A 26,334-nucleotide genomic window follows, 5' to 3' on the forward strand; every position below is an offset into this window, starting at 1 on the left:
AGCTCTCCCTGCAGTTCATGTTCGGCAGCGAATTTAGGCCACGCGCCGGCCTGCGATTAGATGATAAAAGCGGTATGTACTGATGAGATGGATTCATGAATGGCCCGCACCAACGTCAATGACCTCTTGGCCTTCCTTGCGGTCGCGCGCGAGCGCAGCTTTACCCGCGCGGCGGCCCAGCTCGGCGTGTCGCAGTCGGCGCTCAGCCACACTGTGCGCGGCCTGGAGGAACGGCTCGGCCTGCGGCTGCTCACCCGCACCACCCGCAGCGTCGCGCCAACGGAAGCGGGCGAACGTCTGCTGCGCAATGTCGGGCCGCGCTTTGCGGAGATCGACGCGGAGCTGTCGGCGCTGACCGCGCTCCGCGAGACGCCGGCGGGCATCGTCCGCATCACCACCGGCGAGCACGCCGCACAGACGGTGCTGTGGCCGGCGCTCGCAAAGCTGCTGCCGCGCTACCCCGATATCAAGGTCGAGCTCGTCGTCGACTATGGCCTGACCGACATCGTCGCCGAGCGCTACGACGCCGGCGTGCGCCTCGGCGAGCAGGTCGCCAGGGACATGATCGCGGTGCGGGTCGGGCCGGAGATGCGCATGGCCGTGGTCGGCGCGCCCGCCTATTTCGCCGCGCGGGGCAAGCCAAAGCTGCCGCAGGATCTCACCGAGCACAATTGCATCAACCTCCGCCTGCCGACCTATGGCGGGATCTATGCCTGGGAGTTCGAGAAGCGCGGCCGCGCCATGAAGGTGCGGGTCGACGGCCAGCTCGTGTTCAACACCGGCCTGCTCAGGATGAATGCCGTGCTGGCGGGGCTTGGTCTTGCCTATATCCCCGACGATCTCGTCAAGCGCGAGCTCGCCGACGGCCGGCTGATCCGCGTGCTCGCCGACTGGTGCGCACCGTTTGCGGGCTATCACCTCTATTATCCGAGCCGTCGGCAGCCGACGCCGGCGTTCGCCGTGCTGGTGGAGGCGCTGCGCTATCGGAAGTGAGGGCCGCGGCCCTCCTCCTCGTCATTGCGAGCGCCGCGAAGCAATCCAGAATCTTGCCGCGGAGGGACTCTGGATTGCTTCGCTGCGCTCGCAATGACGATGTGGAAACAGCTGTGCGTCGAAACTGCGCTCTCGTGCCCCGGACGCGGCGCAGCGCTCCTTCAGCGGTGCGCCGCTGAGCCGGGGCCCATGTTGCGGCGTTGTGTCGTGTGGCTTTCTGGGTCCCGGCTCTGCGGAGCGTCACTTCGTGCCGCACCGCGTCCGGGACACGAGACTAGCGCGCGACCACTTCCACTTCGCCGTCGACGCCGTTGACGACGTTGAAGCCGCGCTCGTAGACCTTGCCCTCGTTCTTGGCGATGGCGCGGTATTCGCCTTCGGAGAGCACGACGCGCGGGAAGGCGCCGATCGATTCCTTGATGACGTCGCCGCCGGGGGTCAGCACCGACCAGGCGGTGTTGGCGAGCGCCTCGCCGCCCCTGTCGCTGACGAGCTTGAGCGTGATCACGGCGGCGCGATGAGTGATGGTGACGTCGGTGAGCTTGCCGGCCTGGACGCGGATGTCCGAGCGCACCACCGAATTGGCGTCGCCATAATTGGAGATGATGTAGTAGGTGCCCTCCGGGATCAGCACAACGTCGCCGGCGGCGACGTTCGGGACCAGCGAGGCGCGCTCGCCGGACTCGAACTGGCTGCCTTTGTAGATCGCGAACGAGATCTGGTTCTGCGGAATGCGGCTGGTGCCGACGCGTCCCTCGATGCGCAGGCCGCCGGCCGGCAGCACGAAGGATTCGCGGTCGGTCTCGGCCTTCAAGCTGACGGTGCGCACCGCACTGACGAGTCCGAAGGCGACGTGCACGACGTAATTGCCCGGCGGCAGCACGATGTTCGGCGTGGCGTTCCGATCCTCGCGGATCAGCTTGAAGGTGCCGTTCTCGTCAGGACGGTCGGCAAACACGCGCCAGACCAGGCCGCTGGTGATCGCGGGTCTGTCCTTGCCGTATTTCGCGGTCAGCGACAGAACGCCCTGACCGGGCACGGCTGCGTTGAGCGGCGGGGCCGCCGGCACGGTGCTGACCGCGGGCGGCGGCATGCTGGGCGTATTCGGCTGCAGCAGGGTCGGCGGCAGGCTCGGCGGCGCAGCGCCCGGGCCGGAGGGGGGCGCGAGGCTGACGGCGCCGCCGGGGTCGGGCACCGATGCGGGCGGCACCGGGGGCGGACGATCAGAGAAAAGCTGCGCCCGCGCTGCATTTTGACCAAGGATATAGAGACAGGCAGCAAGGACCAGCGTCGGCAGCAGCAATGTGCTGCGCCGCCATCCGATGATGCCGTCACCCCCGAGAGTCATGCCACCTGCTTTTCACCGAAAACGCGGCAAATTCAAGCCTCCGAATCCCCAAGGAATACCGCCCGATACGGTTCTTTGGAACCCGGTTGACGCCTGCGTGATTAAACGGGAGGCAGCCGGCCTTCGCCACACTCCTGCCCCCTGCTTCCCGAACGGTATAAACCATGCTTTGCCCTCGTTCTGGCGGAGCGGAGGTACGGCGCCTACTCTGCTGTGAGGGCTGGCCCGGGGTAGGAGGGTTTCGGTGCTTGATATCTTGAAGGGTCGGGGCGCGAACGGCTCCAATGGAGAGAAGGTCGGTCTTGGCAGCGTGCGACGGCCGGTCATCGGCCTGGCGCTCGGCGGCGGCGCGGCGCGCGGCTTTGCCCATATCGGCATCCTCAGAACCCTGGCCGCCAATGGCATCGTGCCTGACGTCGTGGTCGGCACCTCGATCGGCGCCGTGGTCGGCGGCCTTTATGCGGCCGGCCGGCTCGACACGCTGCAGGAGTGGGGACGCAGCCTGCAGGGGATGCGCAACATCCTCGGCTATCTCGACATCCGACTGAGCGGCTCCGGCCTGATCGGCGGTGAGAAGCTCGCGACCCGGCTCGAGGACGCGGTCGGCCAGACCCTGATCGAGGATCTTCCGATCAAGTTCGCCGCCGTCGCAACCGAGGTCCGTACCGGCCACGAGATCTGGCTGACGCGCGGCCGCGTGGTCGACGCCATGCGCGCCTCCTACGCCCTGCCCGGCATCTTCTCGCCCGTCCTGATCGGTGACCGCTGGCTGGTTGACGGCGCGCTGGTGAATCCGGTGCCGGTCTCGGCCGCCCGCGCGCTCGGCGCCGAAATCGTCATCGCCGCAAATCTTTCCAGCGACATCTTCACCCATTCCACCACGATCTATTCGCACGGCGCGGTGCCCGAGACGGTCCCGCCGGCAGCCGAGGCGACCACGGCGAAGCGGCGCTTTCCGCGATTGTTCTCGCCCGAGAAAACCATGAAGCGCGAGTTCTTCGGCGGCGCCGGACGGCCCGGCATCTCCTCGGTGATGGTCGACGCCTTCAACATCATGCAGGACCGCATTACCCGCGCGCGCCTCGCCGGCGATCCGCCCGATCTCCTGATCACGCCGCGGGTCGGTCATTTCGGCTGGTTCGACTTCCACCGCGGCGAGGATCTGATCGCGCACGGCACCCGCGCCGCCGAGCGCGCGCTGGAGTCGATCCAGGAGGCGATCGAGGTGCTCGCGCCGGCGCCCGCGGGCCACGCGCCCAAAGCGGGCGAGCCCAAGGCAGACGAGTGAGGCCGACCAGTGAGGCCGCTCAGGCCGTCTTGATGTAGTCGCGCAGGGCTTCCTGCTCGGCCTCGTATTCCTGGACGCGGCGCTTGACGATGTCGCCGATCGAGATCAGGCCCACCACCTTGCCGCCGTCGACGACGGGCAGATGGCGGAACTTGCCGGTGGTCATCGTCTCCATGAGTTCGGCGACCGTGTCGGTCTCCTTGCAGGTCACGACCTTGCGGGTCATGACCTGAGAGACCGGCTCCTCCAGCGCGCCGGCGCCGCGCTCGCCGATCACGCGTACGATGTCGCGCTCGGACAGGATGCCTTCGAGCCGGCTCTGGTTCATCACCAGCACCGCGCCGATCTTCTTCTCGCCGAGCAGTTTGACCGCGGCAGCCAGCTTGGCGTCGGGCTCGACGCTCATGATCTGGTGGCCCTTGGTGTTGAGAATGGAACGTACCGTCATTGTCGGCCTCCCTGAATCGGATCCGTCCGCATTTCGCGGCCGGACTTGTTCGTCGAGTCTTCAACTAACAGTTTAGGCGCCGGTTGCACGCTGAGGCGCTTTGCGAAGCATCGCCGCTAGCGGCTTGTCGCTTCGGAACATTCTTCTCGGGAATGATGGATGAATTCGGGCGACGCCGCAAGCGCCGCTTCAAATGCGGTTTGAAATGTCCTGTGATGACGCATCCGCAGCATCGTTTCGCACGCGCGGCACGGGATCGAACAGCGCGAACAGCAGAAGGCCTGCGAAGAAGCCACCGATATGTGCCTGCCAGGCGACGCTCGTGGTTTCGGAATCGACGCCGATCGCGCCGACGCCGAAGATCATGTTGACGCCGAACCAAACGGCGAGGAAGCCGACCACCCGCCCGTCGCGCAGCGCGCGCGACAGCGGCAGTGCCGGAACCCTTGCGGCGGTATCGGCGTCGGATCGGCTGAACGACAGGAAGCTGCCGCGGACAAAGGCAAAGCGGATCGCCGCCGCCATCGCGCCGGACACCGAGGCCGAGGCGCCGATCATCGGCGCCACCGCGTGCTCATGGGTGACGAGATGGGCGAACGCACCGGCCGCTGCCGTCACCGCGAGAAACAGGAAGAACCTGATCGCGCCAAAGCGCCGCGCCAGCGCGCTGCCGAACGGCAGCAGCCACAGCACGTTGAAGCCGAGATGGGTCAGATTGGCGTGCAGCAGCGAATAGGTGACGAAGGTCCAGACCTTGGCGCCGGCCCCGCCGGGGATCTGCAGATTGAGCAGCGAGGAATCGTAGCGCTTCGGGATGAAGCCGAAGACGTCGATGGTCCAGTTCTCGAGCTCCGGCGGCAGCAGCACCCGCAGATGGATCACCGCCAAAAGGAGGATATAGGCGGTCAGCGCGACCGGCAGCGTCAGGATCGGCTCGCGCGGAGCTTCCTCGACAACGGCCGGTATCTCCGGCGGAGAATCTTGCGGGGAATCCAAGGCAGCTTCGCTTTCAGGCGCGATCGGAGCGACAGGCTTAACGACAGGCCTTGGAGATAGTCGCCTTTGCCGGCCTTGCGCAAGTGCACAAAAGGAAAAGGCAGGGCCCTGGGAAAGCCCTGCCTGTCCGTGTCGGTCTTCCGGTACCCGGAGGAACAAGGTGTATCCCCACCCCTCCCCGCGGCCCGTGACCAAACTGTTTGACGCCCGTGTACAGGCCCCACCGAAAACCTGGATGAAAGCGGCGAGGCTTGCGACCGCGATCACCATAGCAGCCGGGCGCCGGACGGAAAGCGCATAGTTAATTTAACGTTAACGACGCAAAGACGGGCTCCGGGGGCACGAAAACGCTCCCACGGCATGGACGCTGCAAATCCCCTCCTGCACAACAACGAGAGGGATCGCGGGTGCACTGAAGCGGGACAGGTCTGTCCCGCGAGCTAGCGCCCCGGGGTAAGCGTTCAGTCATGAAACATCCGTCGAGCCGCGCGTTCTTCGCGTATTGGGACAAGAAGCGCGGAACTGCGCGGGCCCCTGATCGGGCCGATATCGATCCGGCCGCGGTCCGCGGCCTGCTCGGCGATATCTTCGTGCTGTCCTGCGAGCCAAACCTCGGCTTCCCGTTCCGCGTCGCCGGCACGCGCGTCTGCGCGCTCGCGGGGCTCGACCTCAAGGACCAGAGCTTCGCGGCGCTGTTCACCGAGGCCAGCCGCAGCGAGATCGAGGAGATCACCACGATCGTCGCCGACGAGACGTTAGGTGCGATCGCCGGCGTCACCGCTGCGCGCGAGGACGGCAGCAAGGCGCATCTCGAGCTGCTGCTGCTGCCCTTCAACGCCCGCCCGCATACGCCGGTGAGTGTCACCGGCGTGCTCGCACCGTTCAACGACGAATGCGGCGCGTTGTCCGCATTCGCCCTCACCTCCTGGCGCTATCTGCACCAGCCGGAGAAGCTGCTGCCGCGCGCAATCCGCAAATTGCAGATCGCACGCGGGCTGATGGTGTATGAGGGGCTGAGGTAGTTTTCGTTTCGACGAGGGCGAACGCCGCGACCTCGATGCCGCCTCTCACCGGGATGACGCAGCCATGTCCGACATCATCGATTTCGGTACGCTTCAGCTCCGCTTCCTGCACAGCAAGGACGACACCGGCGGCAGCGTCGACATCTTCGAAATGACGCTCCAGCCGAATGCGCGGATGCCGATCCCGCATTATCACGACCGCTGGGACGAAACCATCTACGGGTTGTCCGGCGTATCGACCTGGACGATCGACGGCAAACAGAGCGATCTCGGCCCCGGAGAATCGGTCTTCATCAAGCGCGGCATCGTGCACGGTTTCATCAACCGTTCGACGGGACCGGCAACATGCCTGTGCATCCTGAGCCCGGGGGTGCTGGGCCCGCAATATTTCACGGAGATGGCCGCGCTCCTGTCGGCCGGCGCGCCACCCGATCCCGCAAAGATGAAAGAGACGATGCTGCGCTACGGACTGGTGCCCGCACCGGCAGCGTGAGCCAGGCTCGCGATCCATCATTGGAACCTTACCTGCTGCAGGACGTTTAGCTCTCTGCCGGGCAAGTGTCTGCACGGCAACGCGGCTCGGCCGGAGACGGTGCGTTTGCTCGCCGCCGGGCCTCCGTCGAGGGACGATTCCCCGTGATGGAGCACGCGACCAGAGTTGGTAATCGCCTGTTAGCTGCATTACCGCCGGCCGACTTCGCGTTGCTTGCACCGTATCTCCGGAAAGTGCCGCTCCAGCACGACGCGGTCCTGGTTCGATCCGGCGACCGGGTCGAGCACCTTTGCTTCCCGTGCAGCGGCGCGATCGCCCTCATCATGGAGTTGCCGAACGGACAGACGGCCGCAACCGCCGTGATCGGCAACGACGGGGTCGTCGGCCTCATGACGGCGCTCGGCCCCGTTCGATCTCCCCTGACGGCGGTGGTCCGCGTCGCCGGGACCGCACTGCAGATCTCGCCCGCGCGATTTCAAGCGGCGCTCGAACGCAGTCCCGCCCTCGCAAACGCGGTTCAGATCGTCACCAGGGCGATGATGACGCAATTCCTGCACGTCGCGGCCTGCAATGCACTGCACTCCGTCGAGGCCCGCCTCGCCCGCTGGCTGCTTCACATTCACGATCGGACGGAGCGCAGTGGTAACGTCCTGCACCTGACGCAAGAGACGATGTCGGAATTGCTCGGCGTCCGGCGAACCACCGTCACGCACGTCGTGAGCGCACTTCGAGCCTCAAGGGCCGTGAAATCCAGTCGGCGCGGCCAACTCGAGATCGACAGGCCGCGACTCGAGATCGTGGCCTGCGAGTGCTACAAGGTGATGAGCCGCAGGATCGACCGGATCGTTTCGCAGGATGCCGTCAGGCTGCTTCACACCGCGCCCGCGCGGAACGGCTGCCCGCCCCCGGCCTTCCCGTTCGCCAAGACCGATTCATAGACCCAGGCCTCTCTGGCGAACCACTCATGCGTCGCCGCGCACATCCCGCAATATGTGCGCGAGAAGAACACCGTACTGCGCCGAAATCTTTCGCGATCCATCTCGATGCCCGTCGGAATGGCGTGGCCCGTTTCCGGGCATTTGATCATCACCATACCCATCCTGACTTCCTCCAGCTTGGCACCACCTCACGGCAAGGCTTCTAACGGCAAGGCTTCGCCGCCTCGGCCGGACTGCGTCCCTTCTGGCGAAGACGCTCGTCCAGCCGATCCACGCGGCCAGTAGCCTCGGTTCAAGCAGCCCTATGCAGAACCAGGTTGAAACTCTTCTTGATCGGCTCGGCCGTCTCGGTTGCGACCTTCTGGGCGAGGTCCCAAAGCTCCCGGTTTTGGCGAGAAGCCGCTTCAAAGGTCTTGCGGCTGTGGGTGGTGGAGAGGTTCACGACGTCCGCAAACGACTTCGCATCCGCAAGCTGGGACAGGAATTCCAGCGCGGAGCTGGTATTGATGTTTGATACTTCGATGACCTTGGTGCCGTAATCGGCGGCACGCGTGGCATTGGTCGAACAGGCTTCGCGGAGAGCTTCGGTGATCTCCTCGGAAGCCGCCCTCATCCGCTCTAGATTTGCCTTGGCCCGGGCGGCGCCTTGCTCGGCGAGACCGCCGAAGATCGCCTGGAAGTTGAAGAATGGCATGTCGAACCTGGGCATTGCACCGCCATTCGCCGTCCCATTGAGCGCAGTGGCGTTCGTCTCGCCTTTCAGATTGGCATCATTCATGGTCATTCATCCCCTCACGCGAAACCAGATAATGGATTGAAGACTCCCAGAAGCTCCCAGGTGCGGACCGCACCGGGAAACCAGTGCCCCTACTCTCAAATGGAGGGATGCTGCTGCCGATATGCCGCTCGCGCCCCCTGCCGGAACCAACTATGACCAACCAAAATCGGGCCTTCGGTTCGCTTTCGGACTCTCGACTTGAATAAATTGGATTCAAGCGACGACGCGCCACCGGCGGCGTGTTTGCTTCTTCGAAGTTGTCGCGATGACTTCCGCCAACTTGAGATCAGTCCCGCAGGCGGTCCGGAAACGCCGGTGCCGGTGGCCTTCCGCTGGGAGCGCGGTGAGGATTCGGTCGTTCCAGATGGCGCCGTGTCATTGATTGATTGCGAGTTGATGGAGCCGCTCCGCAGCGCACCGCATTGAACGATACGTCGTATCGCACGGCGCTGCGCTGCGTCCGAGGCACGAGACCGGTGGCATCTCGTCAGTGTCAGACACCACCTCGCAATGCCGCGGCGGATTGTCCGCTCACGGCATCGCCAGATGCCAGGCGCCGTTCAGAAAGCCGTCGCCGGTGATGTCGCCGGGCTTCTGGTCCTTGGCGAAGGTGTAGAGCGGCTTGCCCTTGTAAGCCCACTGCCTGGACCCGTCGTCGCGCGTGATGACGGTGTAGCCGTCGGCAGCGGCATCGCTCGCCTCGGCCTTCAGCACCGGCCAGTTTGTCGCACAAGGTCCGTTGCAGGCCGACTTGCCGTCCGCATCCTTGTCGAAGGTGTAGAGCGTCATGCCCTTGGCGTCGGTGAGCACGTTGCCCTTGTCGGTCTTGCCGGTCTTCGTCGGCGGCGCGGCGAAGGCAGCGGGGATGATGGCGAGCGACACGGCGAGCGTAAGCGCGAGGCGAATCGAGGACGTCATGGGTTCTCCTGTCATGCAATTGGCTTGCATGGGGTAGGACGCCGCGCAACGCTTCGTATTCCTGAGACGGCGGCAAAGATATTTTTCGCTGCGCGCATCGCCGTGACGGAATAAACTGAATAAGTGAGACCGACCAACGGACCGACATGAGCAAGCCGCATTGGCGTCCCGCACGCGCCTCCGACCTGGTCGCGATCAGCGCGATCGCAGCGCGGATCCATCCCGATCTCCCTGAGAGTCCCGACGTGTTCGCGGAGAAGATGCGGCTCTATCCCGATGGCTGCCGTCTACTCATCGCCGACGAAGAGGTCGCCGGCTACGGACTCGCGCATCCGTGGAAGCAGCACCGGATTCCGCCGCTCAACGGCTTCCTGCAAAAATTGCCCGATGATGCGGATTGTCTCTACGTGCACGACGTCGCGGTGCTGCCCGATTTCCGCGGTGGAATCGCGCGCGACTATATTGCCGATATCGAGAAGCTGGCGCGCGCATCACACATCACAACGCTCGCGCTGGTCTCGGTCTACGCCACACGGCCGTTATGGGAGCGTCTCGGCTTCCGGCCCGTCGCGGCGGATACGGAGGCGCGCGCAAAGCTCGCCTCCTACGGCGAAGCCGCGACCTACATGCTCCGCGACCTCGCTGCGACATAACGTCTCCGCCCGGCTCGCGCGGGCGTGAAGCCGTCCCTCGAACCGCCTTCGATCACCCCCCGTCGAAGGTGCGCGTGGGCCGTTCTGGTCTCGCCGAACCGAGACTGGAGAATTTCCATGAAACTCACATTGTCGAAAGTTGCCTTGATTGCATTCGCCGCGGCGGCCGCGTTCAGCGCAACCAGTGCCAACGCGGCGCAGGTCCGGACCTACGGCTGCGATTCCGCCTTCTTCGAGGGCTGCGGTACCCCGGTCGAGACGACGATCCCGGGCGGCAGAAGCCGCGTCAACCTCACTCACGACACCTCGCCCATCTACATGAAGCAGACCGACCCCCGCTACAGCTCGTCGATGCGTGATGCCGGCGGTGGTGGCGGTGGCGGAGGTGGTGGTGGCGGCGGCGGCGGCGGCGGCCGCTGAGTTCGCAGCTGACTTTTCAGATGATGTCGCCGGCGCAATCCGGCGACATCATTGCTGTCTGCACGGTCAGGCGCAGTTCAGCCCCGATGCTTTTTCTTCGCTCTCTTTTTTCCAGGCGCGCCCTTCAACGGCCACGGCGTGACCGCCGGCTCGGCATGGCCAGGCCTGTTCTTGTGCTTCTTTTTCTTTCCGAACGAAGGAGCATCGTCGAATTTCGGCCTGCGCTCGCCGTGAGCCTTGTCGCGTGGCTTGAATCCAGCTGCATCGCGCGGGCGATCGTCGCGACGTTCGCGATGATCGCTGTCTCCGCTCTCGCGCCGCGGCGGCTTTGACCGCTCTTCCGAAGGCGCCTGCCTCTGCGGCGCATCAGTCATCGGTTCGAGGCGGATATTATCTTCCTTGTCCGGACGCTTGATCTTGGCAGCGAAGGATTCCGCGACCCGCTCGGAAATTTCGAACTCGGTCGTCGTGTCCATGATCTTGATGGCGCCGATGTCGCCCTTGTCGATGCCGCCGCGGCGGCAAATCATCGGCAAGAGCCAGCGTGCTTCCGCATTCTTTCTTCGTCCGATGTTGGCCCGGAACCAGACGCTGCCGTCCGCCATGCCGTGTTTCGCCGACGATTTTCCAGATTTGGGTCGAGGCCTTTCGGGGCGATCATCGCCGCGCGAAGTGCGGGCATCGTCGCGCGGTGCGCGGACATTGTCGCGCCCGCGATCGTCGCGCGACCGGCCGGCTCGCTCGCCGGGATCGATGATGTCTTCGGGCGACGGCAGCCGCGCGCGATAGAGCCGCGCGAGCGCGGCGGCGATATCCTCGGCCGACCGCTCGGCCAGCAGCGCCTGCGCCAGCACCAGATCGTCGGGGGTGGTCTCCTCGGTGAACAGCACGTCCTTCATGCGCTCATGATCGAGCTTGCGGATTTCCTCCGCTTGAGGCGCGGTCCCCCAGATCGCCTCGATACCCGAGAGATTGAGCAGCAGCTCAGCGCGCCGCCGCCGCGCAGGCGGCACCAGGAGGACACTTGTCCCCTTTCGGCCCGCACGCCCGGTGCGGCCCGAGCGATGCTGCATGACCTCGGCGTCGTTGGGCAGATCGGCATGAATGACGAGGTCGAGGCTCGGCAGATCGATGCCGCGCGCGGCAACGTCGGTCGCGACGCAGACGCGAGCGCGCCCGTCCCGGAGCGACTGCAGCGCCATGGTCCGCTCGTTCTGCGTCAATTCGCCTGATAGCGCGACCACCGAGAAACCGCGCTCCAGCAGCGCCGCCTGCAAATGCCTGACGTGATCGCGCGTACTGCAGAACACGAGAGCGCTCGGCGCCTCGTAGAAGCGCAGCACGTTGACGACCGCATGCTCGGCATCGGCGGGCGCGATCCGGATCGCGCGGTACTCGATGTCGGCGTGACCGCCCTCGTCGCCCGCGACCTCGATGCGGAACGCCTGCTGCTGATATTGCTTGGCCAGCGCGACGATGCCGCGCGGAAACGTCGCCGAGAACAGCAGGGTGCGGCGCGTGTCCGGCGTGGTCTCGAGGATGAACTCCATGTCCTCGCGAAAGCCGAGATTGAGCATCTCGTCGGCCTCGTCGAGGACGACCACCCTCAATTCCGAGATGTCGAGCCGGCCGCGCCGCAAATGATCGCACAGCCGGCCGGGCGTGCCGACGACGATGTGAGCGCCCGCCGCAAGCTCGCGCTGCTCGCGCCGCGGATCCATGCCGCCGACGCAGGAGACGACCCGTCCGCCGGCATGTTCATACAGCCACGCCAATTCGCGCTGAACCTGCAAGGCGAGCTCGCGGGTCGGCGCCACGATCAGGGCGAGCGGCGCCCCCGCTTGCTCGAACCGCTCGGCATCGCCAAACAGATCCCAGGCCATGGCGAGGCCATAAGCGAGGGTCTTGCCGGAGCCGGTCTGGGCCGAAACCAGGAGGTCGCGGTCGGCGGCTTCGTCAGCGAGCACGGCGAGCTGGACGGGGGTGGGTGAATCATAGTTCCGCTCGGCCAAAGCGTGGGCGAGCGGCGGGGTCAGGGCCGGAAAAGACACGGGATGGAGAACCTTGGTTAATGTCAGGCGCGGAACGGTGAACCGGCGGACCTGAGTTGCGTGCGCGGCAAACGGCCCGGCCGCACGCTGGATGTGATCAGGGCGCTCTTTACGCCAAGTGCTCTGAAATCACCATGCCTATGATGCATGGCTTCGCGGAAAGCACCGCGCCTGAAGGTTGCAGCGGATTTTCGCGGCCACCTCGATTAGCCTTGGCACCATTAGGCGAGGCTCAGGACGAGCTGTATTGGGAGAATAGCGATGCGATTGGCAGTCATTTCCGATATCCACGGCAATCTCGCTGCGTTGGAAGCGGTGCTGGCCGACATCAAGGCGCGCGGCGTCGATCGTACGGTCAACCTCGGCGATTGCGTCACCAGCCCGCTGTGGCCAAAGGAAACTTTCGAGGCTCTCCAGTCGCTGTCGTTGCCGACGGTGCGCGGAAATCATGATCGCTGGATTGAGGAGTTTCCGGACGACAAGCTCTCGCCGGCCGGTCTGTTTGCGCGTAGTGCATTGACTGCGGAGCAGCGCCGCGCACTTCACAGCCTGCCCTCCCAAATACGGCTGGACGACGGGATCCTGGCCTGCCACGGCACACCCGACGACGATACGACGTGCCTGCTCGAAGAAGCGCTCGAGGACGGCCGCTTCGTGCCGGCGCGTCGCGACGTGCTGACCGCGCGCCTTTCGAGCGCGCCAACGGCGCGTGTCGTGCTGTGTGGTCACAGCCACCGCCAGGCGGCTGTTCAGGGCCCGGGCGACCGCCTGGTCCTCAATCCCGGCAGCGTTGGTTGCCCGGTGTTCGCGGACATTCCTTTTGCCGCTAACCTGGAGCATCGCTCGCCTCACGCCCGCTACGCGATCCTCACGAAACGAACAAGAGGCTGGCAAGTCGAACTGCTGGCCCTGGAATACGACTGGGAAGCCGCTTCCGCGCAGGCGCTCGCCAACGGCCGCCCGGAATGGGCGGAGGCCATGTTATCAGGACATGTCAAATAGCTGGCCTTGCCACGTCGGTCATTCGATCCCAAATCGTGCCTCACGAGAGCGCAAAGGGGGAAACATGGCCGACAGCATATCGCTTGCCGACAAGCTCGCGACCTTTGGGGATTATTGGTCGCCGCGCACGGTTACGACCTTCAACGATTGCGATGTGATGGTGGTGAAGGTGAAGGGCGAGTTCACCTGGCACAAGCATGACGACACCGACGATTTCTTTCTCGTCTTGAAAGGCAGTCTGGACATCGAATTGCGGGATCGCACTGTGACGCTCGGTCCGGGCGAACTCTATGTCGTGCCCAAAGGGGTCGAGCATCGCCCGGTGGCACGCGAGGAGGTTCACCTCCTGCTCATCGAGCCCACCGGCACCCCGAACACGGGCGACAAGGCCACCGCCGCAGCCCGCAAGCTCGCATAGCGACAACGCGCCTGCCCCTAATCCCTGGAGGTCGCCAGTTTGCTGAAGCGGCCGACCAGCCTTGCCCTTGCCCGTGCAACTGTGTCCCTCGCCGCGCGGCTCAGGGCGCGGATGGCGCGCCAGGCTTCGGTTGCCTGCAGCCACGCCTTCACCTCGGAGAACTTGCCGTACGCCCAGGCGAACGCCGGAATCCTCATCAGCTTGTCGCGGGTGAGATGGAACAGGCGCTCGACCAGCACGAGCTTGAGCAGTTCGCCGACGATGAAAGTCACGGCGGCGCTCACGACCTGACCCGTTGCGGCGAGGTAGGCCGCCACCGGCTTGATCGGCTCCAGAATGATCACGGGCACGGAAAACAGGGCGAGCGAGGGATAAGGGGACAGCGACCTGATCCAGGCGCGCAACCACTTGAATTCGAAATGCCGCCCAATCCAGCGCGCCATTGGCCGCGCCACGGCCATGAAGACGGCATCCACCAGGAAGTAGATGGCCGCCAGGATGTAAGTAACGGGTTTCAGGATTCGCTTCACGATACCTCTCCCGTGAAGTGAAAGTCGGAACCTGGGCCTAAGTTTCACCTTAACACGGATAGATCGGGGATTCCCGATGGAACTTTTTGGGCGCCTCAGATCTCGGCATAGACCTCCAGCAAATTGCCGTCGGGATCGCGAAAGAACAGCGTTCGATGTCCGAACGACTGGTTCGTCGGCGGTGACAGCAGCGCCACGCCCTGCCGCACCAGTTCATCGGCACATTGATCGACCTCGGTCGCGGACACCTTGAAGGCCAGTTGCAGCGAGGCGCTGCCCGCCGGTGTCGGCGCGTCGGCCGCGGTCCGGCTCGGTCTCGCCAGCGCCAGCGTGTTGGCGCCCAGGCCGTACTCGATCCAGTTCGGCGAGAGCTCGCGCAACAGCGGAAAGGCGAGAACGTCCTCGTAGAACCCGCGCATCGCCGCCATGTCGCGCACGAAGATGACGGTGTAGTCGATCGCGCGAATGGCGTGGAAGGGGGAGCGGGTGCGCGGGTTAGGTTCGTCTGTCATCGTGGCCCTCATTCCAAACTCAGGCCCGTAGCTCGCATGGAGCGAAGCGGAATGCGGGACCGGCGGCCCCCGGATTACGCTACGCTCCATCCGGGCTACAAGGTTCAAGAATTATCGCAGCAGGCCGCCACTATAGCGCAGCGCGTACAGCGGCGCGCCATCATGCCGCGCGATCGTCTCGATGCCGTGGAAGCGATCGAGCGTACCTTCGGCCTCGTTGCAGTAAGTCATGCCTGCCTGCTCAAACAGGCGCGGTCCCCGATAAGGCTCCTCGACGCTTGCGCCTAACAGCGCCTGGCGCAGGAATTTGTAGATCTCGAGCAGCGTGGACCGATCCGTGATGTCCGTGCGGGCGCCACCGCTGTAGCTCATCGACCAGATGACACGATCATCCCGTGACACGGTTTCCTGCCCGACAAAAAACCCCATCCCGAAATAAATATCGCGATAGGCATAAGGTGGCGCGCGATGCTCGAGCTGCTTGGAGCCGGCGAGCAGCGGCGCGGCCACGGTCGCGTCGTCGTCGAGCCCCGCATAGGTGCGTCGCTTGGCTTCGACCAGGAACGCTGCGAGATCGGGGGGAATGGACGGCATGGTCTAGTCCACCAATTCCGGCCACGGCACGATGGTCGATTTCACCGTCTTCATCGCCATCGCATCCCTCACCGCCTGCGCGACCCCCTCTTCCGTGAACGGATAGATCGTCTGCATCTTCAGCCAGGGATATTTGTCACGGGTGCGGTAGAGCATGTCGACGCCGAGCGGGAGATCATTTCCGGTGAAGCCCCAGGATCCCAGCACGTTGAGGTCCTTGGTGCAGATGCGGTGCCAGGAGGTCTCGATCGAACCGGCGTCGGTGAACTGACCCATCTCGACATAGGTGCCGCCGTCGCGCAGCATCTCGATGCCTTCGGGGCCGGCGGTCGGATGACCCGAGCAATCCATCACGAGATCGGCGCCGAAGCCACCGACGATCTCGCGCACGCGCGCGATGCGCTCCTGCGGCGATTTGATCTCCTCGATGTTCACCGTCGCCTCCGCGCCGAACTCGCGCGCGAGCTTGAGGCGCGGCTCTTCCGGCGCGCCGACGCAGATCACGCGCCCCGCCCCCATCTCCTTGGCGGCCGCGACCGCGAGAATGCCGATCGGACCCGAGCCCTGGATCACCACCGTGTCGCCCCAGGAAAAACCGCCGGCGCGACTGGCGCGGTTGAAGGCGCGGATGCAGGAGGTCAGCGGCTCCGACAGCGCGCCCAGCCGCAGCGACATGTCGTCGGGCAGCTTGTAGATCTTGGTGCCCGGCAGCATGTCGAGATCGACATAGACATATTCGGCCCAGCCGCCCCACATATGCGGCGCCTTGTCGAAGCCGAGATAGCGGCCGTAATAGACCGGCGTCAGGCACTTATTCGCGGTCTGCGGATAATGGATGCAGTAATAGCAGTGGCCGCAGGGCATCAGCGGCGGGATCATCACTTTCGAGCCGACCTTCAGCGGCTTGCTCATGAAGTCCTCGGTGAATTCGTCGCCGCATTCGACGATGATTCCGCCGAGCTCGTGGCCGAGCGTGAACGGCCAGGGCAACGGCTTCGGCCAATGCCCTTTGAGAATGTGCAGATCGGTGCCGCAGACGCCGCAGGCGCCGACCTTGATCAGCGCGGCTTTCCGGCCGACCTTCGGCCATGGCACGGTCTTGATGACGGGCTCCGAGCCCGGCCCTGCGTGAGTGCAGACGCGGATCTGGTCCATGGCTGTTTCCTCGCTGCCCGTCTGTTATGATTGATGGTGCGGGCTGAAGCGAAGCGTATGTGAGATGTGCGGTCGTGCCAAGCCGTGGTCTTGTAGCCCGCATGAAGCGCAGCGGAATGCGGGGACAGCGGCCCCGGATTGCGCGGAGCCTGTCATCGGGCGGCGCTTAGCGCCGACCCGTTGGCTCCATCCGGGCTACGGACAAGGACGACGTCGATGCTACGTGACTATCAGCCAGCGGATGCGGAAGCGATCGTGCGTGTCGCTCTCGCGGCATTCGCGGAGTTCGAGCAGGACTATTCCGACTGGCCGTTGTTTACGACCCATGTCGCGAAGATGCCTGAGCTTGCCAAGACCGGCGAGATCATCGTCGCCGAGGATGGCGGCCAGATCGTCGGCGCCGTCGCCTATGTCGGGCCGCAAGCCCCGAAGCCGGCCTTCTTCGATCCGGCCTGGCCGGTCATCCGCATGCTGGTGGTCGATCCGGCCGGGCGCGGCAAGGGCATCGGCCGGCAATTGACCGAAGAATGCCTGCGCCGCGCCGAGCGCGACCAGTCGCCGGCCATTTCCCTGCACACGACGCCGATCATGACGGTCGCGCTGCCGATGTATCTGCGGATGGGGTTTACCAGGGTTCGCGAGGCGCCGGATATTTTGGGCGTGCCGTATGCGGTGTACGTCAAGGCGCTGGGGTAGGATGGTGTCGGCGTTGATTCTTTGACAGTCGTTGCGAATGACAAACTGGACGAGCCGCACCTGCGCGGCAAATGACACCGACATCCATTATTTACGGACCGGGGACGACAAGCCTGCGCTGATTGCGCTGCATGGACTGACCGGAAGCGGCGCCTGCTGGACACCGTTGGCGCGCGCTCTCGAGGACGGCTACGACGTCATCATGCCCTCTGCGAGAGGACATGGCGCGTCGAGCGCACCGCCCGGCGGGTATCTGTACCGCGATCTCGCAGACGACGTCATCGGCCTCATTGACGCGCTCGGGCTGACTGCCCCGATCCTGCTCGGCCATTCCATGGGCGGCATGACCGCCGCCGTGGTTGCGAGCGAGATGGGTACGGCCATTCGCAGCGTTATCCTCGCCGATCCGACTTTCCTGGCACCGGAGCGCCAGCGCGAGGTTTACCGGAGCGACGTCGCCGAGCAGCATCGCCGACTTCTCGCTCGGGACAAGGACGAGGCGCTGGCCGAGGCCCGGCGGCGGCATCCGCACCGCTCATCCGAACTGCTTGACCTGATCATCGATGCGCGGCTGCGGACGGAGATCAGCGCCTTCGAGGTGCTCACGCCGCCAAACCCGGATTATCGCGAGCTTGTCGAAACCATTGCTGTGCCGAGCCTGCTTGTCATCGGAGACAATGGCGTTGTCTCGGTCGAGACAGCGCGGGAGCTGCAGGGGCTCAATCAGCACCTCCGCTATGAGGTGATCGCGAATGCGGGCCATGGGTTGCCATATGACAAGCCGGATGAGTTTGCTGCGGCGGTCAGGTCGTTTCTGGCGACCGAGATCGCGTGACGCACTGCTTCGTAGCCCGCATGGAGCTCTGCGGAATACGGGGCCGGCGGTCCCGGATTGCGGGCTACGGACACACATCCAAGTGTCTTGAGCGGCTCGCGGCGAACGTGTATGGCCCCAAGGGTCTCACCCTGGTGATCGCTTGAACCCCCTGCCCCAAAATCCTGTTGTCGCGTCCGGATCGTTCGCGGCGATGAAGTCGGTGCCGTACCGGCTCCAGTTCATCGCCTACGTGCTGGCGATGATGGCGGACAATATCGAGCATGTGATCAGCTATTGGGTGGTGTTCCAGAAATTCCATTCGCCGACGCTGGGGGGCTTTGCCGTGCTGTCGCACTGGCTGCCGTTCCTGCTGTTCTCGGTCGCGGTCGGCGGGCTCGCCGACCGGTTCGATCCCCGGCGCATCATCCAATGCGGCATGCTGCTGTTCATCGTGGCCTCGGCCGGATGGGGCTTCTTCTTCATCACCGACACCATCCAGATGTGGCACGCGATGCTGCTGCTGGTGATCCATGGCTGCGCCGGCGTGCTGTGGCAGACGCCGAACCAGCTGCTGCTCTACGACCTCGTCGGCCCCGCGGATCTACCGAGCGCGGTGCGGCTGAATGCGATGGCGCGCTATCTCGGCATCTTGGTCGGGCCCGCCGTCGGCGGCGTCATCATGCTCACGCTCGGCACCTCGCACGGCATCATCTTCAACACGCTGTTCTACCTGCCGATGCTGCTGTGGCTGTTCTGGGCGCCGGTGCGCGACAAGAGCGTCGCGGTGCGGCGCTTCGCCGTGCGCGGCCTTGCCGATATCGTGCTGACGATGCGCGCCATCGGCACGCAGCCGGTGCTGACTGCGATGACGTGGCTCGCCGGCCTCACCTCGTTCATGATCGGCAATGCCTATCACGCCCAGATGCCGGGCTTTGCCGGCGATCTCGGCCACGGCGATCCCGGCGTCTCCTACAGCGTGCTGCTCGCGGCCGATGCGGCCGGCGCGCTGCTCGCCGGCATCGCGCTGGAATCCTGGGGACGGTTGAAGGGCACGCCGCGCACCGCGATCATGCTCGCGATGCTGTGGAGCGTGGCGCTGCTCGGTTTCGCCGCGGTGCGGATCTATCCGGTCGCGATCGTGCTGCTGTTCTTTGCGGGCTTCTTCGAGCTGTCCTTCAACACCATGGCGCAGGCGCTGGTGCAGTTGAACGCGCCGCACGACATCCGCGGCCGCGTCGTCGGGCTCTACAACATGGCCGGGCTCGGGATGCGGGCCTTCAGCGGCATCACCGTCGGCCTGTTCGGCGCGGCGATCGGCATTCATTGGTCGCTCGGGCTCTCGGCCGCGGTGCTGCTGGCACTGCTGTGTCTTCTCTTTGGGCGCGCGACGAGGAAGACAGCCGGTTGACTCTCGTCCCTCCCCACCGCACCCTCGAGATGGGCCTGAGGAGATGAGGCGTTGCGCAATCGCTGGGGCATTCTTGCGATCCTGTTCGTCGTGCGCCTCACCATCGCGTTCCAGTTCCAGAGCGTGGCCGCGGTTGCGCCGTTGCTGCAACAGACCTTTGGCGTCGGGCTTGCCGATATCGGCATCCTGATCGGACTCTATTTCACCCCCGGCATCGTGCTGGCGCTGCCGGGCGGCGCGATCGGCCGGACCCTTGGCGACAAGCCGACGACGATCGCGGCGCTGCTGCTGATGACCGCGGGCAGCCTCGTCATGGCCACCACCGACATCTGGGGCTGGCAGATGGCTGGCCGGCTCGTCTCCGGCGCCGGCGGCGTGCTGCTGACGGTGCAGCTCACCAAGATGGGCACCGACTGGTTCGCCGGGAAGGAGATCGCGACCGCGATGGCGATCTTCGTCAACTCCTGGCCGGCCGGCGTCGCGATCTCGCTGCTGGTGCTGCCGGCGATCGGCACGGCCTATGGCGCAAGCGCGGTGTTCCTGGCGGCGGGCGCCCTCACGGCCATCGGTATTGTGCTGATCACGCTCTATCAGTCGCCGCCGGGAGCCACAGTCAGCGCGGCCGGCCCGGGCCGGCTCGATCCCCTCGCGCTGCTGGCGGTGATCGTCGCGGGCCTGATCTGGGGACTCTTTAATGTCGGCTTCGCCATGATCTTCTCGTTCGGCCCCTCCCTGCTCGCCGAACGCGGCTGGAGCATTGCGGCGGCAGGCTCCGCGATCAGCCTCGTGATGTGGCTGTCGGTGATCTCGGTGCCAGCAGGCGGCTATCTCGCCGACCGCTTCAAGCGGCCGCTCACGCTCGCGACCGCGGCCAGCCTCATCGTGGCCGCCCTGCTGGCCTGGTTGCCGCGATCGGATGCGGTGATCACGGTCCTCGTCCTGATCGGCCTGCTCGGCGGCCATCCGGCCGGCCCGATCACGAGCCTGGCCGCCCGCGTGCTCGCGCCGGAAACAAGGGCGATCGGCATGGGCGTGTTCTACACTCTGTTCTATGCCGCGATGATGCTGGGGCCGGCGGTGGCCGGCCGGCTGGCCAAATCGGCCGGAACGGCCGCGGTTGCACTCGACCTCGGTGCGCTGACGGTGCTGGCCTGCCCGCCGCTGATGTGGCTTTTCGAGCGCATTGTGTCTGTCCGTAATCGACGCACCCAATCCTAACGCGGCATTAACCCTGTGCACCTTAGGGTCGTGCCGGACTCCGCCAGGCGGGGGGTCGGGTTGTGAAAATGGCGTTGGCGAACAAAAAATTTCTTCCGGCCGCCGAGGAACGACGGCGTTTCCAGCGGGTGAAGGTCCACCTGCTCGGCCGCTACATGCTGCCGGACCGCCGGGAATTCCCCTGCCAGGTCATCAACATGTCGCCGGGCGGACTGGCGCTTCTGGCCCCCGGCATCGGCAATGTCGGCGACCGCGTGGTCGCCTATCTCGACCATATCGGCCGGGTCGAGGGCAAGATCACCCGCATCATCGACAACGGTTTCGCCATGACGGTCGGGGCGACGCCGCGCAAGCGCGACAAGCTGGCGGCACAGCTGACCTGGCTTGCCAACCGCGATATCCTCAATCTGCCGGAAGATCGCCGCCACGACCGTATCGTGCCGCGCAACCCGATCGCGGTGCTGACGCTCGAGGACGGCACCAAGATGACCTGCCGCATCATCGACCTCTCGCTGTCCGGTGCCGCCATTGCCGCGGAGAACCGCCCGCCGCTGAAATCGATCGTGCTGCTCGGCCGGGTCCAGGGCCGCGTGGTGCGAAACCTCGAGGACGGCTTCGCGCTGGAGTTCATGCACGAGCAGCCGATCGAGACTCTCGAAGAGAGCGTTACCGCGCGGTAAAGCGCGACGATGCCAAAACGCCTGTATTTCCAGCCCTGAAGGCGGCCTCCGCGATGCGGACGCCGCCTTTTTCGTGTTCGGCGACCGCCTCGCGCGGGTTAACGCGAGGGCTGCGTGTGCGTGCAAACAACGGTTCCGCCAGCGTTTCCGCGTTAATAGATAAAATTTGAATCAATTGAAGTTATTTCAAATCTTAGTCGAATTAGATTCAAGTATAGATCGAATTCATCGCGCCTTTTACTTGCATTCGTCTCGACTTGACTTGGCTGACTTAGCGCCAACTCAAAAGCTCCATGCGAAATGTGGTCCCAACAAGAAACGGGGGCCGCAATGTTGGACTTCAGGGGACAGGGGAAAGGGCTGGCGCTGGCTGCCATGCTCTTCGGGATCAGCGCGGCAGCGCAGGCCGGTGAAAGCCGTCTGCTCTACGCGAGCCTCGGCGACACCACGCGTGCGCCGATCGGCTGGGTCGAGTTCTGCGCGGATAATGCCGCTCAGTGCCAGGGCGCGCCGACGCAACCGCGCGACATCGTGATGTCGCAGGCCGCATGGCGCGACCTCGTCAAGGTCAATCGCTGGGTCAACGAGACCGTCAAGCCTTTGACCGACCAGGAGCACTGGGGCGTGATCGAGAAGTGGTCGCTGCCGACCGACGGTTACGGCGATTGTGAAGACTACGTGCTGCTGAAGCGCAAGATGCTGATCGATGCCGGATGGCCGCGCGAGGCCCTGCTCATCACCGTCGTGCGGGACAAGAAGGGCGAAGGGCACGCGGTGCTGACGGTGAAGACCGACAAGGGCGAGTTCGTTCTCGACAATCAGAACGAGAACGTCGTTGCCTGGACGGAGACCGGCTACCGCTTCGTCAAGCGCCAGTCACAGAGCGATCCCAATGTCTGGGTCTCGCTCGGCGACACCAAGCCGGCGGTCTCCACCGCCAGCGCCAAGAACTAGCAGTCAGGAAACGAGTTACGCGGCCCGGTCACATCCCCACCCCTCCCCGTCCCAGACCGGTTCGCGCGCGGCCAGCCATCCCCCAATGGCTGGCCGCAACTTTTTTGGGAAGAGCAATCAGCCCTGCGACGACCAGGGCACGCGCGCGGCGGTGAAATCGCGCCACGTGCGTTGCAAAGCGGGCTGCGCGCCGATCGATGCACGTGCCTGCCAGCCGGCGATCGCCGCGGCCGCGATGGCGCTGTCGGGTTCAGTACCGAGCCCATCGAGCAGCGATGCCGTGACCGCCATGTCGTTGAATGCGCCAAGCTCCTCCTGCAAGGCTGCGAGCCTGCGCGAGAATTTTCTCGCGGACTTGCGATCCTCGTACAGCGGCAGCAGGAACTCGCTGAGATAGCGCAGCCGCTTGGTCGCGAGCCGCACCCGGTGCAGCTCTTCTGCAGGAAGCGACTTGAAGCGGCGGCCGCGCTTGAGCACCTTGGCGTACTGCTCCGACAAGATGCGCCGCGCGAAGTCGACGGCGGGTTCGGCGAGCTGGCCGAGATCTTCGGCGGCAACGTCGTTGCGCCAGCCTCGCGTCTCGATCCAGTTTCCGAGGCCGATCAGGAACACGGCGCAGCGGCGATCGTCGAGCGCATCATGCGCCTTGCGATAGGCGTCCGACTGGCGCTCGGCCGCAGCCCGGCCCAGCGCATCGAAGCCGTCGACCGACGGACAGGCCTGTGCGATCGTCGGCAAGGTGTCGAGCTGGAACACGTCCCAATCACGGGCAGCGGACAGGTCTTGCGCCAGCCATTTGGCTTCCGTCCGCAGCGCGTCGAGATTGCTGAGCGCACCGACCGATCGCATCAGGTCGAGCGCCGATCGCAGCCGGCGCAGCGAGACGCGGAGTTGATGCACGCCTTCCGGGTTGCGCCCGTCCTCGGCGGCCGGCAGCGACTGAAGCAGATGAAGGAAGCAGGAGCGCAGGATCGTGGCGAAGGCCTCGTCGAGCGTGACCGACGCATCGAGGCGAAGTTTTCGTGGGCGACGTGCCGGGGGCGGCTTGTCGGCGGCAAGATCAAAGCCGCGCGCCGACTTGGTCCGGATGGACGGCTTCACCGCGCCCTGCTCCGCGAGCCGCAGCGCGACGTCGTAGATCGTGCTGGCGCTGCCGCTCTTCAGCTCAAGCTCGATCTCGCTCACCGGCATCGAGCGATCGCCAGCCGTCAGCTCGCCTTGATCGAAGGCGATTTCGACCGTGCCGGACGGCAAGTCGATCATCCTCGCATGACGACGGATGTCGGCGGTGAAGACGGCTTCGAGCGGCTGAGTCACGAGGTGGCTACGAAGCTTCTCCGGAATGAAGGGCATCGCCAGAGCGAGATCGGGCGCAAGCGACGACACGCTCGCCTCCCATTCGCCACGGCGCAGCGGATCGTCCGCGGCGTCCGTCTTCACGGTCTGCACGAAGCGCCCGCCGCTCTGGCGGACACGCAGGCTCAGGCCATTGCGCCGAAGCAGGCAATCGGGCGTGTCGTAATAGACCGACTTGAGATGCTTGCGCGTGCCCTTGTTGCGCGCGTTGGCCGTGATGACCGGCGCAGCGTTGAAATGCGCCATGCGATCGGCATCGGCGAGAAGCTTGAGCTCGATCTCACCGGTGGGACGCGCAGCAGTGCCGGACTGGGCTGGCTCCGGTGCAGGCGTCGTGTCTTGCGATGGCGTCTGATCAATCACAGCGCCCTCGACGATCGCATGTTCCGGGTCGGGCTCGGCTGCGTCACGTTGCCTGAGGAAGCCGGCGACGACTTGCGTTCTCTTGTTCCTGTCCCTGAGGACAGGATTCCCATCCGGCGCGCTCATGGTTTTGCGAGCCGGCGTAGCGTCTGATTTCAACATTTCCGGTGACATGACGGTTTGATGACAGAACGCAGCATATAGCTCGTCAGGCCCGCAAGGAATAGTAACGTTACGTCGCAACGCATCATCGTCCACATGCGACACGCTCGACGCTAAAGATCAGGCAGGACTGTCATAATTCGTCTGGCGTGACGAATTAAATTGCCGCCGCGTACAGTAAGTGATCGAATTGATAGCGAATCTCGTCGTTCTCGAAACCGAGATGAACGCGTCAGCGAGCTTGACTCATGCTAGCAGAAAAATTCTTTCTGGTTTTGGAGACGCTCAGAAGTCACGCCTCCGATGATGACAGGCCGGAGACTGTGACAAGCCCCGCGCGGCCTCCAGCGCCCCCGGCGATCGCAAAAGGCTCCCGGCCAGGAAAGCCGGTTCCTGACGAGCGAGACTAGAAGCGATTGAATCTCGCGGGCTCACACCAGCCCAGCGCGCGTCAGTGCGCGAGCTTGTTCTTGTAGATCCTGCCGTCCTTCATGATCACCACAAAATTCTTCGCGGGATCTTCGACCAGCTTGATGTCGTCGAGCGGATTACCGTCGACCAGCAGGAGATCGGCGAGCGCGCCTTCCGCCACCACGCCGAGCTTGCCGGGATAGGGATTGCGCGGGCCCGACAGGCTCAAGAGTTCGGCGTTGGTTGACGTCGCCATCGTCAGCGCTTCGGCCGGCGTATACCAGCGTGTCAGCGCTGCCAGCATCGCGCCCTGCCTGTCCGCCAGCGCCTTCGAGAACAGGACATCGGTGCCGAAAGCGGTCTTGATGCCGTATTTCTTCGCCAGCGCATAGACACGGTCGGTGCCGGCGACCACCTGCCGCATCTTGTCCTGTTCCGAAGGCCCGAGCGCGGCAGCCATGGACATATCCAGGAACGGCTGGGTGCTGAGCCAGATTCCCTTCTCCGCCATCAGCTTCGCGCTCGCCTCGTCCATGAGATGACCGTGCTCGATGCATCTGACTCCGGCCGCGATCGAGCGCTGGATCGCGACCGGCGTATAGGCGTGCGTGGCGACGTAGGTGCCCCAATTGTCGGCGGCTTCGACGGCCGCGCGCAATTCGGGCTCGGTGAAGGTGGAGACGTCGAGCGGACTGAAGGGCGACGCGACGCCGCCGCCCGCCGTGAGCTTGACCTGCGAGGCGCCCTGCATCAGTTGCTCGCGCGCCCGCACGCGCACCTCGTCCGGACTGTCGGCGACCATGCTGCCGCCGATCCGCTCCATGCGGCTGAGCATGCCGCCAATGGTCCGCGGCAGATCGGAGAGCTGCCGGAAGTCGCCATGGCCACCGGTGATGGTGATGATCGCGCCGGACGGATAGATGCGGGGGCCGGCGACGAGATCCTCGTCAATAGCCTGCTTCAACCCGAACGCAGGTCCGCCCATGTCGCGCACGGTCGTGAAGCCGCGCATCAGCGTCGCTGTCGCCTCGCTGGCGGCGAGAAGATTGTTGTAGCCGACATCGCCCGCGAGCGCGGCCATCGGCGTCGGGCGCACCAGCATCGCATGCCAATGCGCGTCGATCAGCCCCGGCATCAGCACGCGACCGCCGCCGTCGATCACTTGGGCGACGGCCGTGATGTCGGTGGTCGAAATCTTCTCGATCTTCCTGTTCCTGATCAGGACGTTGGACGCTGCCGAGAGCGCGGCGTTTTTTCCGTCGAATATCCGGACGTTGCGGAGCAGGACGGCGGAGTCTTGCTGGCCTTGTGCGGAGGACGGACTGTCGAGGCCTATCCCAATCGAGATAAGCAACGCGGTGGCCCTGAAGAGTCCGGCCGGCGTGGTCAAACCCCACATGTCCAATCTCCACGCAGATCCGGGCGAACGCCAGCCAGCCGACGCCGCGCGATGCAGCTATGGATTGATGCCTGCAAACCGCATCGAGTCAATTTGCAACCACAGGGAGTTTTTGCAAATCAGCCATACGGACGCGAAGAGAAGCGCGCCCATCAAGTTCGGCAGGTGAATAGGTAAGTGCGCCTGTCGCACTCGCGTCGAACTCAAATCAAAACGCACTATCGATTTCGACCCGCCAGCAACGGTAGATTGCAACTCTCTCGCTCGGGAGTACGATCCTGCGCGGTCTACGCGACTTGAGCCACTGGGTAGG

Annotated in this window: 29 protein-coding genes; 16 read left to right on the plus strand and 13 right to left on the minus strand. The window is 64.8% G+C overall.

Annotated elements, in window-relative coordinates; genetic code table 11:
• Positions 1 to 99: 99 nt before the first annotated feature.
• On the plus strand, positions 100 to 993 hold the full coding sequence (locus AB7008_RS31785; protein WP_441260071.1) for a LysR family transcriptional regulator: 894 nt from the start codon (positions 100 to 102) through the stop codon (positions 991 to 993).
• Between the two features lie 274 nt (positions 994 to 1,267).
• On the opposite strand, the gene AB7008_RS31790 is transcribed toward AB7008_RS31785, so the two are convergent.
• The gene (locus AB7008_RS31790; RefSeq protein WP_441260072.1) at positions 1,268 to 2,341 is read right to left on the minus strand and encodes a hypothetical protein; all 1,074 of its coding nucleotides are present in this window, start codon (positions 2,339 to 2,341) and stop codon (positions 1,268 to 1,270) included.
• Positions 2,342 to 2,585: 244 nt separating this feature from the next.
• Here AB7008_RS31790 and AB7008_RS31795 point away from each other — a divergent pair, with 244 nt between their 5' ends.
• Positions 2,586 to 3,629 carry a patatin-like phospholipase family protein gene (locus AB7008_RS31795; RefSeq protein ID WP_041958461.1) on the plus strand — a complete coding sequence of 348 codons (1,044 nt, stop codon included), beginning with the start codon at positions 2,586 to 2,588 and terminating at the stop codon, positions 3,627 to 3,629.
• Between the two features lie 19 nt (positions 3,630 to 3,648).
• On the opposite strand, the gene AB7008_RS31800 is transcribed toward AB7008_RS31795, so the two are convergent.
• On the minus strand, positions 3,649 to 4,077 hold the full coding sequence (locus AB7008_RS31800) for a CBS domain-containing protein (RefSeq protein ID WP_028150258.1): 429 nt from the start codon (positions 4,075 to 4,077) through the stop codon (positions 3,649 to 3,651).
• Positions 4,078 to 4,266: 189 nt separating this feature from the next.
• Positions 4,267 to 5,073, minus strand: a complete 807-nt coding sequence (locus AB7008_RS31805; protein WP_248878531.1) for a rhomboid family intramembrane serine protease — start codon at positions 5,071 to 5,073, stop codon at positions 4,267 to 4,269.
• 467 nt (positions 5,074 to 5,540) lie between these two features.
• Between AB7008_RS31805 and AB7008_RS31810 the strand changes: the two genes are divergently transcribed.
• From AB7008_RS31810 to AB7008_RS31820, 3 genes are all read left to right on the plus strand, one after another.
• Entirely contained in the window at positions 5,541 to 6,095 is a 555-nt protein-coding gene (locus AB7008_RS31810) for a PAS domain-containing protein (protein WP_028154750.1), read from the plus strand.
• 64 nt (positions 6,096 to 6,159) lie between these two features.
• A complete protein-coding gene (locus AB7008_RS31815) occupies positions 6,160 to 6,588 on the plus strand; it encodes a cupin domain-containing protein (RefSeq protein WP_441260073.1) in 429 nt (142 codons plus the stop codon).
• A gap of 143 nt (positions 6,589 to 6,731) precedes the next feature.
• Complete coding sequence (locus tag AB7008_RS31820) at positions 6,732 to 7,526, plus strand: Crp/Fnr family transcriptional regulator (RefSeq protein WP_441260074.1); 795 nt, start codon at positions 6,732 to 6,734, stop codon at positions 7,524 to 7,526.
• Here AB7008_RS31820 and AB7008_RS31825 read toward each other — a convergent pair.
• Both AB7008_RS31825 and AB7008_RS31830 read right to left on the minus strand, forming a co-directional pair.
• The gene (locus tag AB7008_RS31825; protein WP_441260075.1) at positions 7,460 to 7,687 is read right to left on the minus strand and encodes a hypothetical protein; all 228 of its coding nucleotides are present in this window, start codon (positions 7,685 to 7,687) and stop codon (positions 7,460 to 7,462) included. The genes AB7008_RS31820 and AB7008_RS31825 overlap by 67 nt on opposite strands.
• A gap of 131 nt (positions 7,688 to 7,818) precedes the next feature.
• The gene (locus tag AB7008_RS31830; protein WP_441260076.1) at positions 7,819 to 8,310 is read right to left on the minus strand and encodes a phasin; all 492 of its coding nucleotides are present in this window, start codon (positions 8,308 to 8,310) and stop codon (positions 7,819 to 7,821) included.
• A 192-nt stretch (positions 8,311 to 8,502) separates the two neighbouring features.
• On the opposite strand from AB7008_RS31830, the gene AB7008_RS31835 reads away from it, so the two are divergent.
• Positions 8,503 to 8,730 (plus strand): hypothetical protein, encoded by a 228-nt coding sequence (locus AB7008_RS31835; RefSeq protein WP_441260077.1) that lies wholly within the window; start codon positions 8,503 to 8,505, stop codon positions 8,728 to 8,730.
• Between the two features lie 105 nt (positions 8,731 to 8,835).
• Here the strand turns inward: AB7008_RS31835 and AB7008_RS31840 are convergent, their stop codons facing one another.
• Positions 8,836 to 9,222, minus strand: coding sequence for a COG4315 family predicted lipoprotein (locus tag AB7008_RS31840; RefSeq protein WP_038958908.1), 387 nt, complete (start codon positions 9,220 to 9,222; stop codon positions 8,836 to 8,838).
• 146 nt (positions 9,223 to 9,368) lie between these two features.
• On the opposite strand from AB7008_RS31840, the gene AB7008_RS31845 reads away from it, so the two are divergent.
• Entirely contained in the window at positions 9,369 to 9,875 is a 507-nt protein-coding gene (locus AB7008_RS31845; RefSeq protein WP_441260078.1) for a GNAT family N-acetyltransferase, read from the plus strand.
• 117 nt (positions 9,876 to 9,992) lie between these two features.
• Entirely contained in the window at positions 9,993 to 10,295 is a 303-nt protein-coding gene (locus AB7008_RS31850) for a hypothetical protein (protein WP_041958472.1), read from the plus strand.
• Positions 10,296 to 10,372: 77 nt separating this feature from the next.
• On the opposite strand, the gene AB7008_RS31855 is transcribed toward AB7008_RS31850, so the two are convergent.
• On the minus strand, positions 10,373 to 12,346 hold the full coding sequence (locus AB7008_RS31855) for a DEAD/DEAH box helicase (RefSeq protein WP_441260079.1): 1,974 nt from the start codon (positions 12,344 to 12,346) through the stop codon (positions 10,373 to 10,375).
• Positions 12,347 to 12,607: 261 nt separating this feature from the next.
• Here AB7008_RS31855 and AB7008_RS31860 point away from each other — a divergent pair, with 261 nt between their 5' ends.
• Together AB7008_RS31860 and AB7008_RS31865 are read left to right on the plus strand one after the other, a co-directional pair.
• Positions 12,608 to 13,348 carry a metallophosphoesterase family protein gene (locus AB7008_RS31860; RefSeq protein ID WP_063982494.1) on the plus strand — a complete coding sequence of 247 codons (741 nt, stop codon included), beginning with the start codon at positions 12,608 to 12,610 and terminating at the stop codon, positions 13,346 to 13,348.
• A gap of 64 nt (positions 13,349 to 13,412) precedes the next feature.
• Entirely contained in the window at positions 13,413 to 13,766 is a 354-nt protein-coding gene (locus tag AB7008_RS31865) for a cupin domain-containing protein (RefSeq protein WP_028154742.1), read from the plus strand.
• 17 nt (positions 13,767 to 13,783) lie between these two features.
• Here AB7008_RS31865 and AB7008_RS31870 read toward each other — a convergent pair whose 3' ends face one another.
• The 4 genes from AB7008_RS31870 to AB7008_RS31885 form a co-directional block, all read right to left on the minus strand.
• Entirely contained in the window at positions 13,784 to 14,296 is a 513-nt protein-coding gene (locus tag AB7008_RS31870) for a hypothetical protein (RefSeq protein ID WP_441260080.1), read from the minus strand.
• Between the two features lie 95 nt (positions 14,297 to 14,391).
• Positions 14,392 to 14,808: a VOC family protein gene (locus AB7008_RS31875; protein WP_441260081.1), complete on the minus strand. Its 417-nt coding sequence runs from the start codon at positions 14,806 to 14,808 to the stop codon at positions 14,392 to 14,394.
• A gap of 111 nt (positions 14,809 to 14,919) precedes the next feature.
• Positions 14,920 to 15,402: a DUF5680 domain-containing protein gene (locus AB7008_RS31880; protein ID WP_441260082.1), complete on the minus strand. Its 483-nt coding sequence runs from the start codon at positions 15,400 to 15,402 to the stop codon at positions 14,920 to 14,922.
• A 3-nt stretch (positions 15,403 to 15,405) separates the two neighbouring features.
• On the minus strand, positions 15,406 to 16,557 hold the full coding sequence (locus AB7008_RS31885; RefSeq protein WP_028154738.1) for a zinc-binding dehydrogenase: 1,152 nt from the start codon (positions 16,555 to 16,557) through the stop codon (positions 15,406 to 15,408).
• A 216-nt stretch (positions 16,558 to 16,773) separates the two neighbouring features.
• On the opposite strand from AB7008_RS31885, the gene AB7008_RS31890 reads away from it, so the two are divergent.
• The 6 genes from AB7008_RS31890 (at position 16,774) to AB7008_RS31915 (ending at position 22,330) form a co-directional block, all read left to right on the plus strand.
• Positions 16,774 to 17,253, plus strand: a complete 480-nt coding sequence (locus AB7008_RS31890) for a GNAT family N-acetyltransferase (RefSeq protein WP_441260083.1) — start codon at positions 16,774 to 16,776, stop codon at positions 17,251 to 17,253.
• 37 nt (positions 17,254 to 17,290) lie between these two features.
• Complete coding sequence (locus AB7008_RS31895) at positions 17,291 to 18,088, plus strand: alpha/beta fold hydrolase (protein ID WP_441260084.1); 798 nt, start codon at positions 17,291 to 17,293, stop codon at positions 18,086 to 18,088.
• Positions 18,089 to 18,230: 142 nt separating this feature from the next.
• Entirely contained in the window at positions 18,231 to 19,478 is a 1,248-nt protein-coding gene (locus AB7008_RS31900; protein WP_441260085.1) for an MFS transporter, read from the plus strand.
• A 51-nt stretch (positions 19,479 to 19,529) separates the two neighbouring features.
• A complete protein-coding gene (locus tag AB7008_RS31905; protein WP_441260086.1) occupies positions 19,530 to 20,696 on the plus strand; it encodes an MFS transporter in 1,167 nt (388 codons plus the stop codon).
• A 68-nt stretch (positions 20,697 to 20,764) separates the two neighbouring features.
• Positions 20,765 to 21,376: a PilZ domain-containing protein gene (locus AB7008_RS31910; protein ID WP_028154094.1), complete on the plus strand. Its 612-nt coding sequence runs from the start codon at positions 20,765 to 20,767 to the stop codon at positions 21,374 to 21,376.
• A gap of 330 nt (positions 21,377 to 21,706) precedes the next feature.
• Positions 21,707 to 22,330, plus strand: coding sequence for a transglutaminase-like cysteine peptidase (locus AB7008_RS31915; protein ID WP_038958898.1), 624 nt, complete (start codon positions 21,707 to 21,709; stop codon positions 22,328 to 22,330).
• A gap of 117 nt (positions 22,331 to 22,447) precedes the next feature.
• Here AB7008_RS31915 and AB7008_RS31920 read toward each other — a convergent pair whose 3' ends face one another.
• Positions 22,448 to 24,211: a CYTH and CHAD domain-containing protein gene (locus AB7008_RS31920; protein WP_441260087.1), complete on the minus strand. Its 1,764-nt coding sequence runs from the start codon at positions 24,209 to 24,211 to the stop codon at positions 22,448 to 22,450.
• A gap of 451 nt (positions 24,212 to 24,662) precedes the next feature.
• Positions 24,663 to 26,021, minus strand: a complete 1,359-nt coding sequence (locus AB7008_RS31925; protein ID WP_441260088.1) for an amidohydrolase family protein — start codon at positions 26,019 to 26,021, stop codon at positions 24,663 to 24,665.
• Positions 26,022 to 26,334 lie beyond the last annotated feature (313 nt).

The organism is Bradyrhizobium sp. 521_C7_N1_3 (assembly GCF_052075975.1).
In the GTDB taxonomy this organism is placed as follows: Bacteria; Pseudomonadota; Alphaproteobacteria; order Rhizobiales; family Xanthobacteraceae; genus Bradyrhizobium; species Bradyrhizobium japonicum.

Coding starts and splice junctions, on each gene's coding strand:
- AB7008_RS31785 (WP_441260071.1), top strand. CDS start 100: ATGGCCCGCACCAACGTCAATGACCTCTTGGCCTTCCTTGCGGTCGCG.
- AB7008_RS31790 (WP_441260072.1), bottom strand. CDS start 2,341: ATGACTCTCGGGGGTGACGGCATCATCGGATGGCGGCGCAGCACATTG.
- AB7008_RS31800 (WP_028150258.1), bottom strand. CDS start 4,077: ATGACGGTACGTTCCATTCTCAACACCAAGGGCCACCAGATCATGAGC.
- AB7008_RS31810 (WP_028154750.1), top strand. CDS start 5,541: ATGAAACATCCGTCGAGCCGCGCGTTCTTCGCGTATTGGGACAAGAAG.
- AB7008_RS31815 (WP_441260073.1), top strand. CDS start 6,160: ATGTCCGACATCATCGATTTCGGTACGCTTCAGCTCCGCTTCCTGCAC.
- AB7008_RS31825 (WP_441260075.1), bottom strand. CDS start 7,687: ATGGGTATGGTGATGATCAAATGCCCGGAAACGGGCCACGCCATTCCG.
- AB7008_RS31830 (WP_441260076.1), bottom strand. CDS start 8,310: ATGACCATGAATGATGCCAATCTGAAAGGCGAGACGAACGCCACTGCG.
- AB7008_RS31840 (WP_038958908.1), bottom strand. CDS start 9,222: ATGACGTCCTCGATTCGCCTCGCGCTTACGCTCGCCGTGTCGCTCGCC.
- AB7008_RS31845 (WP_441260078.1), top strand. CDS start 9,369: ATGAGCAAGCCGCATTGGCGTCCCGCACGCGCCTCCGACCTGGTCGCG.
- AB7008_RS31850 (WP_041958472.1), top strand. CDS start 9,993: ATGAAACTCACATTGTCGAAAGTTGCCTTGATTGCATTCGCCGCGGCG.
- AB7008_RS31860 (WP_063982494.1), top strand. CDS start 12,608: ATGCGATTGGCAGTCATTTCCGATATCCACGGCAATCTCGCTGCGTTG.
- AB7008_RS31865 (WP_028154742.1), top strand. CDS start 13,413: ATGGCCGACAGCATATCGCTTGCCGACAAGCTCGCGACCTTTGGGGAT.
- AB7008_RS31875 (WP_441260081.1), bottom strand. CDS start 14,808: ATGACAGACGAACCTAACCCGCGCACCCGCTCCCCCTTCCACGCCATT.
- AB7008_RS31880 (WP_441260082.1), bottom strand. CDS start 15,402: ATGCCGTCCATTCCCCCCGATCTCGCAGCGTTCCTGGTCGAAGCCAAG.
- AB7008_RS31885 (WP_028154738.1), bottom strand. CDS start 16,557: ATGGACCAGATCCGCGTCTGCACTCACGCAGGGCCGGGCTCGGAGCCC.
- AB7008_RS31890 (WP_441260083.1), top strand. CDS start 16,774: ATGCTACGTGACTATCAGCCAGCGGATGCGGAAGCGATCGTGCGTGTC.
- AB7008_RS31895 (WP_441260084.1), top strand. CDS start 17,291: ATGACAAACTGGACGAGCCGCACCTGCGCGGCAAATGACACCGACATC.
- AB7008_RS31910 (WP_028154094.1), top strand. CDS start 20,765: ATGGCGTTGGCGAACAAAAAATTTCTTCCGGCCGCCGAGGAACGACGG.
- AB7008_RS31915 (WP_038958898.1), top strand. CDS start 21,707: ATGTTGGACTTCAGGGGACAGGGGAAAGGGCTGGCGCTGGCTGCCATG.
- AB7008_RS31920 (WP_441260087.1), bottom strand. CDS start 24,211: ATGTTGAAATCAGACGCTACGCCGGCTCGCAAAACCATGAGCGCGCCG.
- AB7008_RS31925 (WP_441260088.1), bottom strand. CDS start 26,021: ATGTGGGGTTTGACCACGCCGGCCGGACTCTTCAGGGCCACCGCGTTG.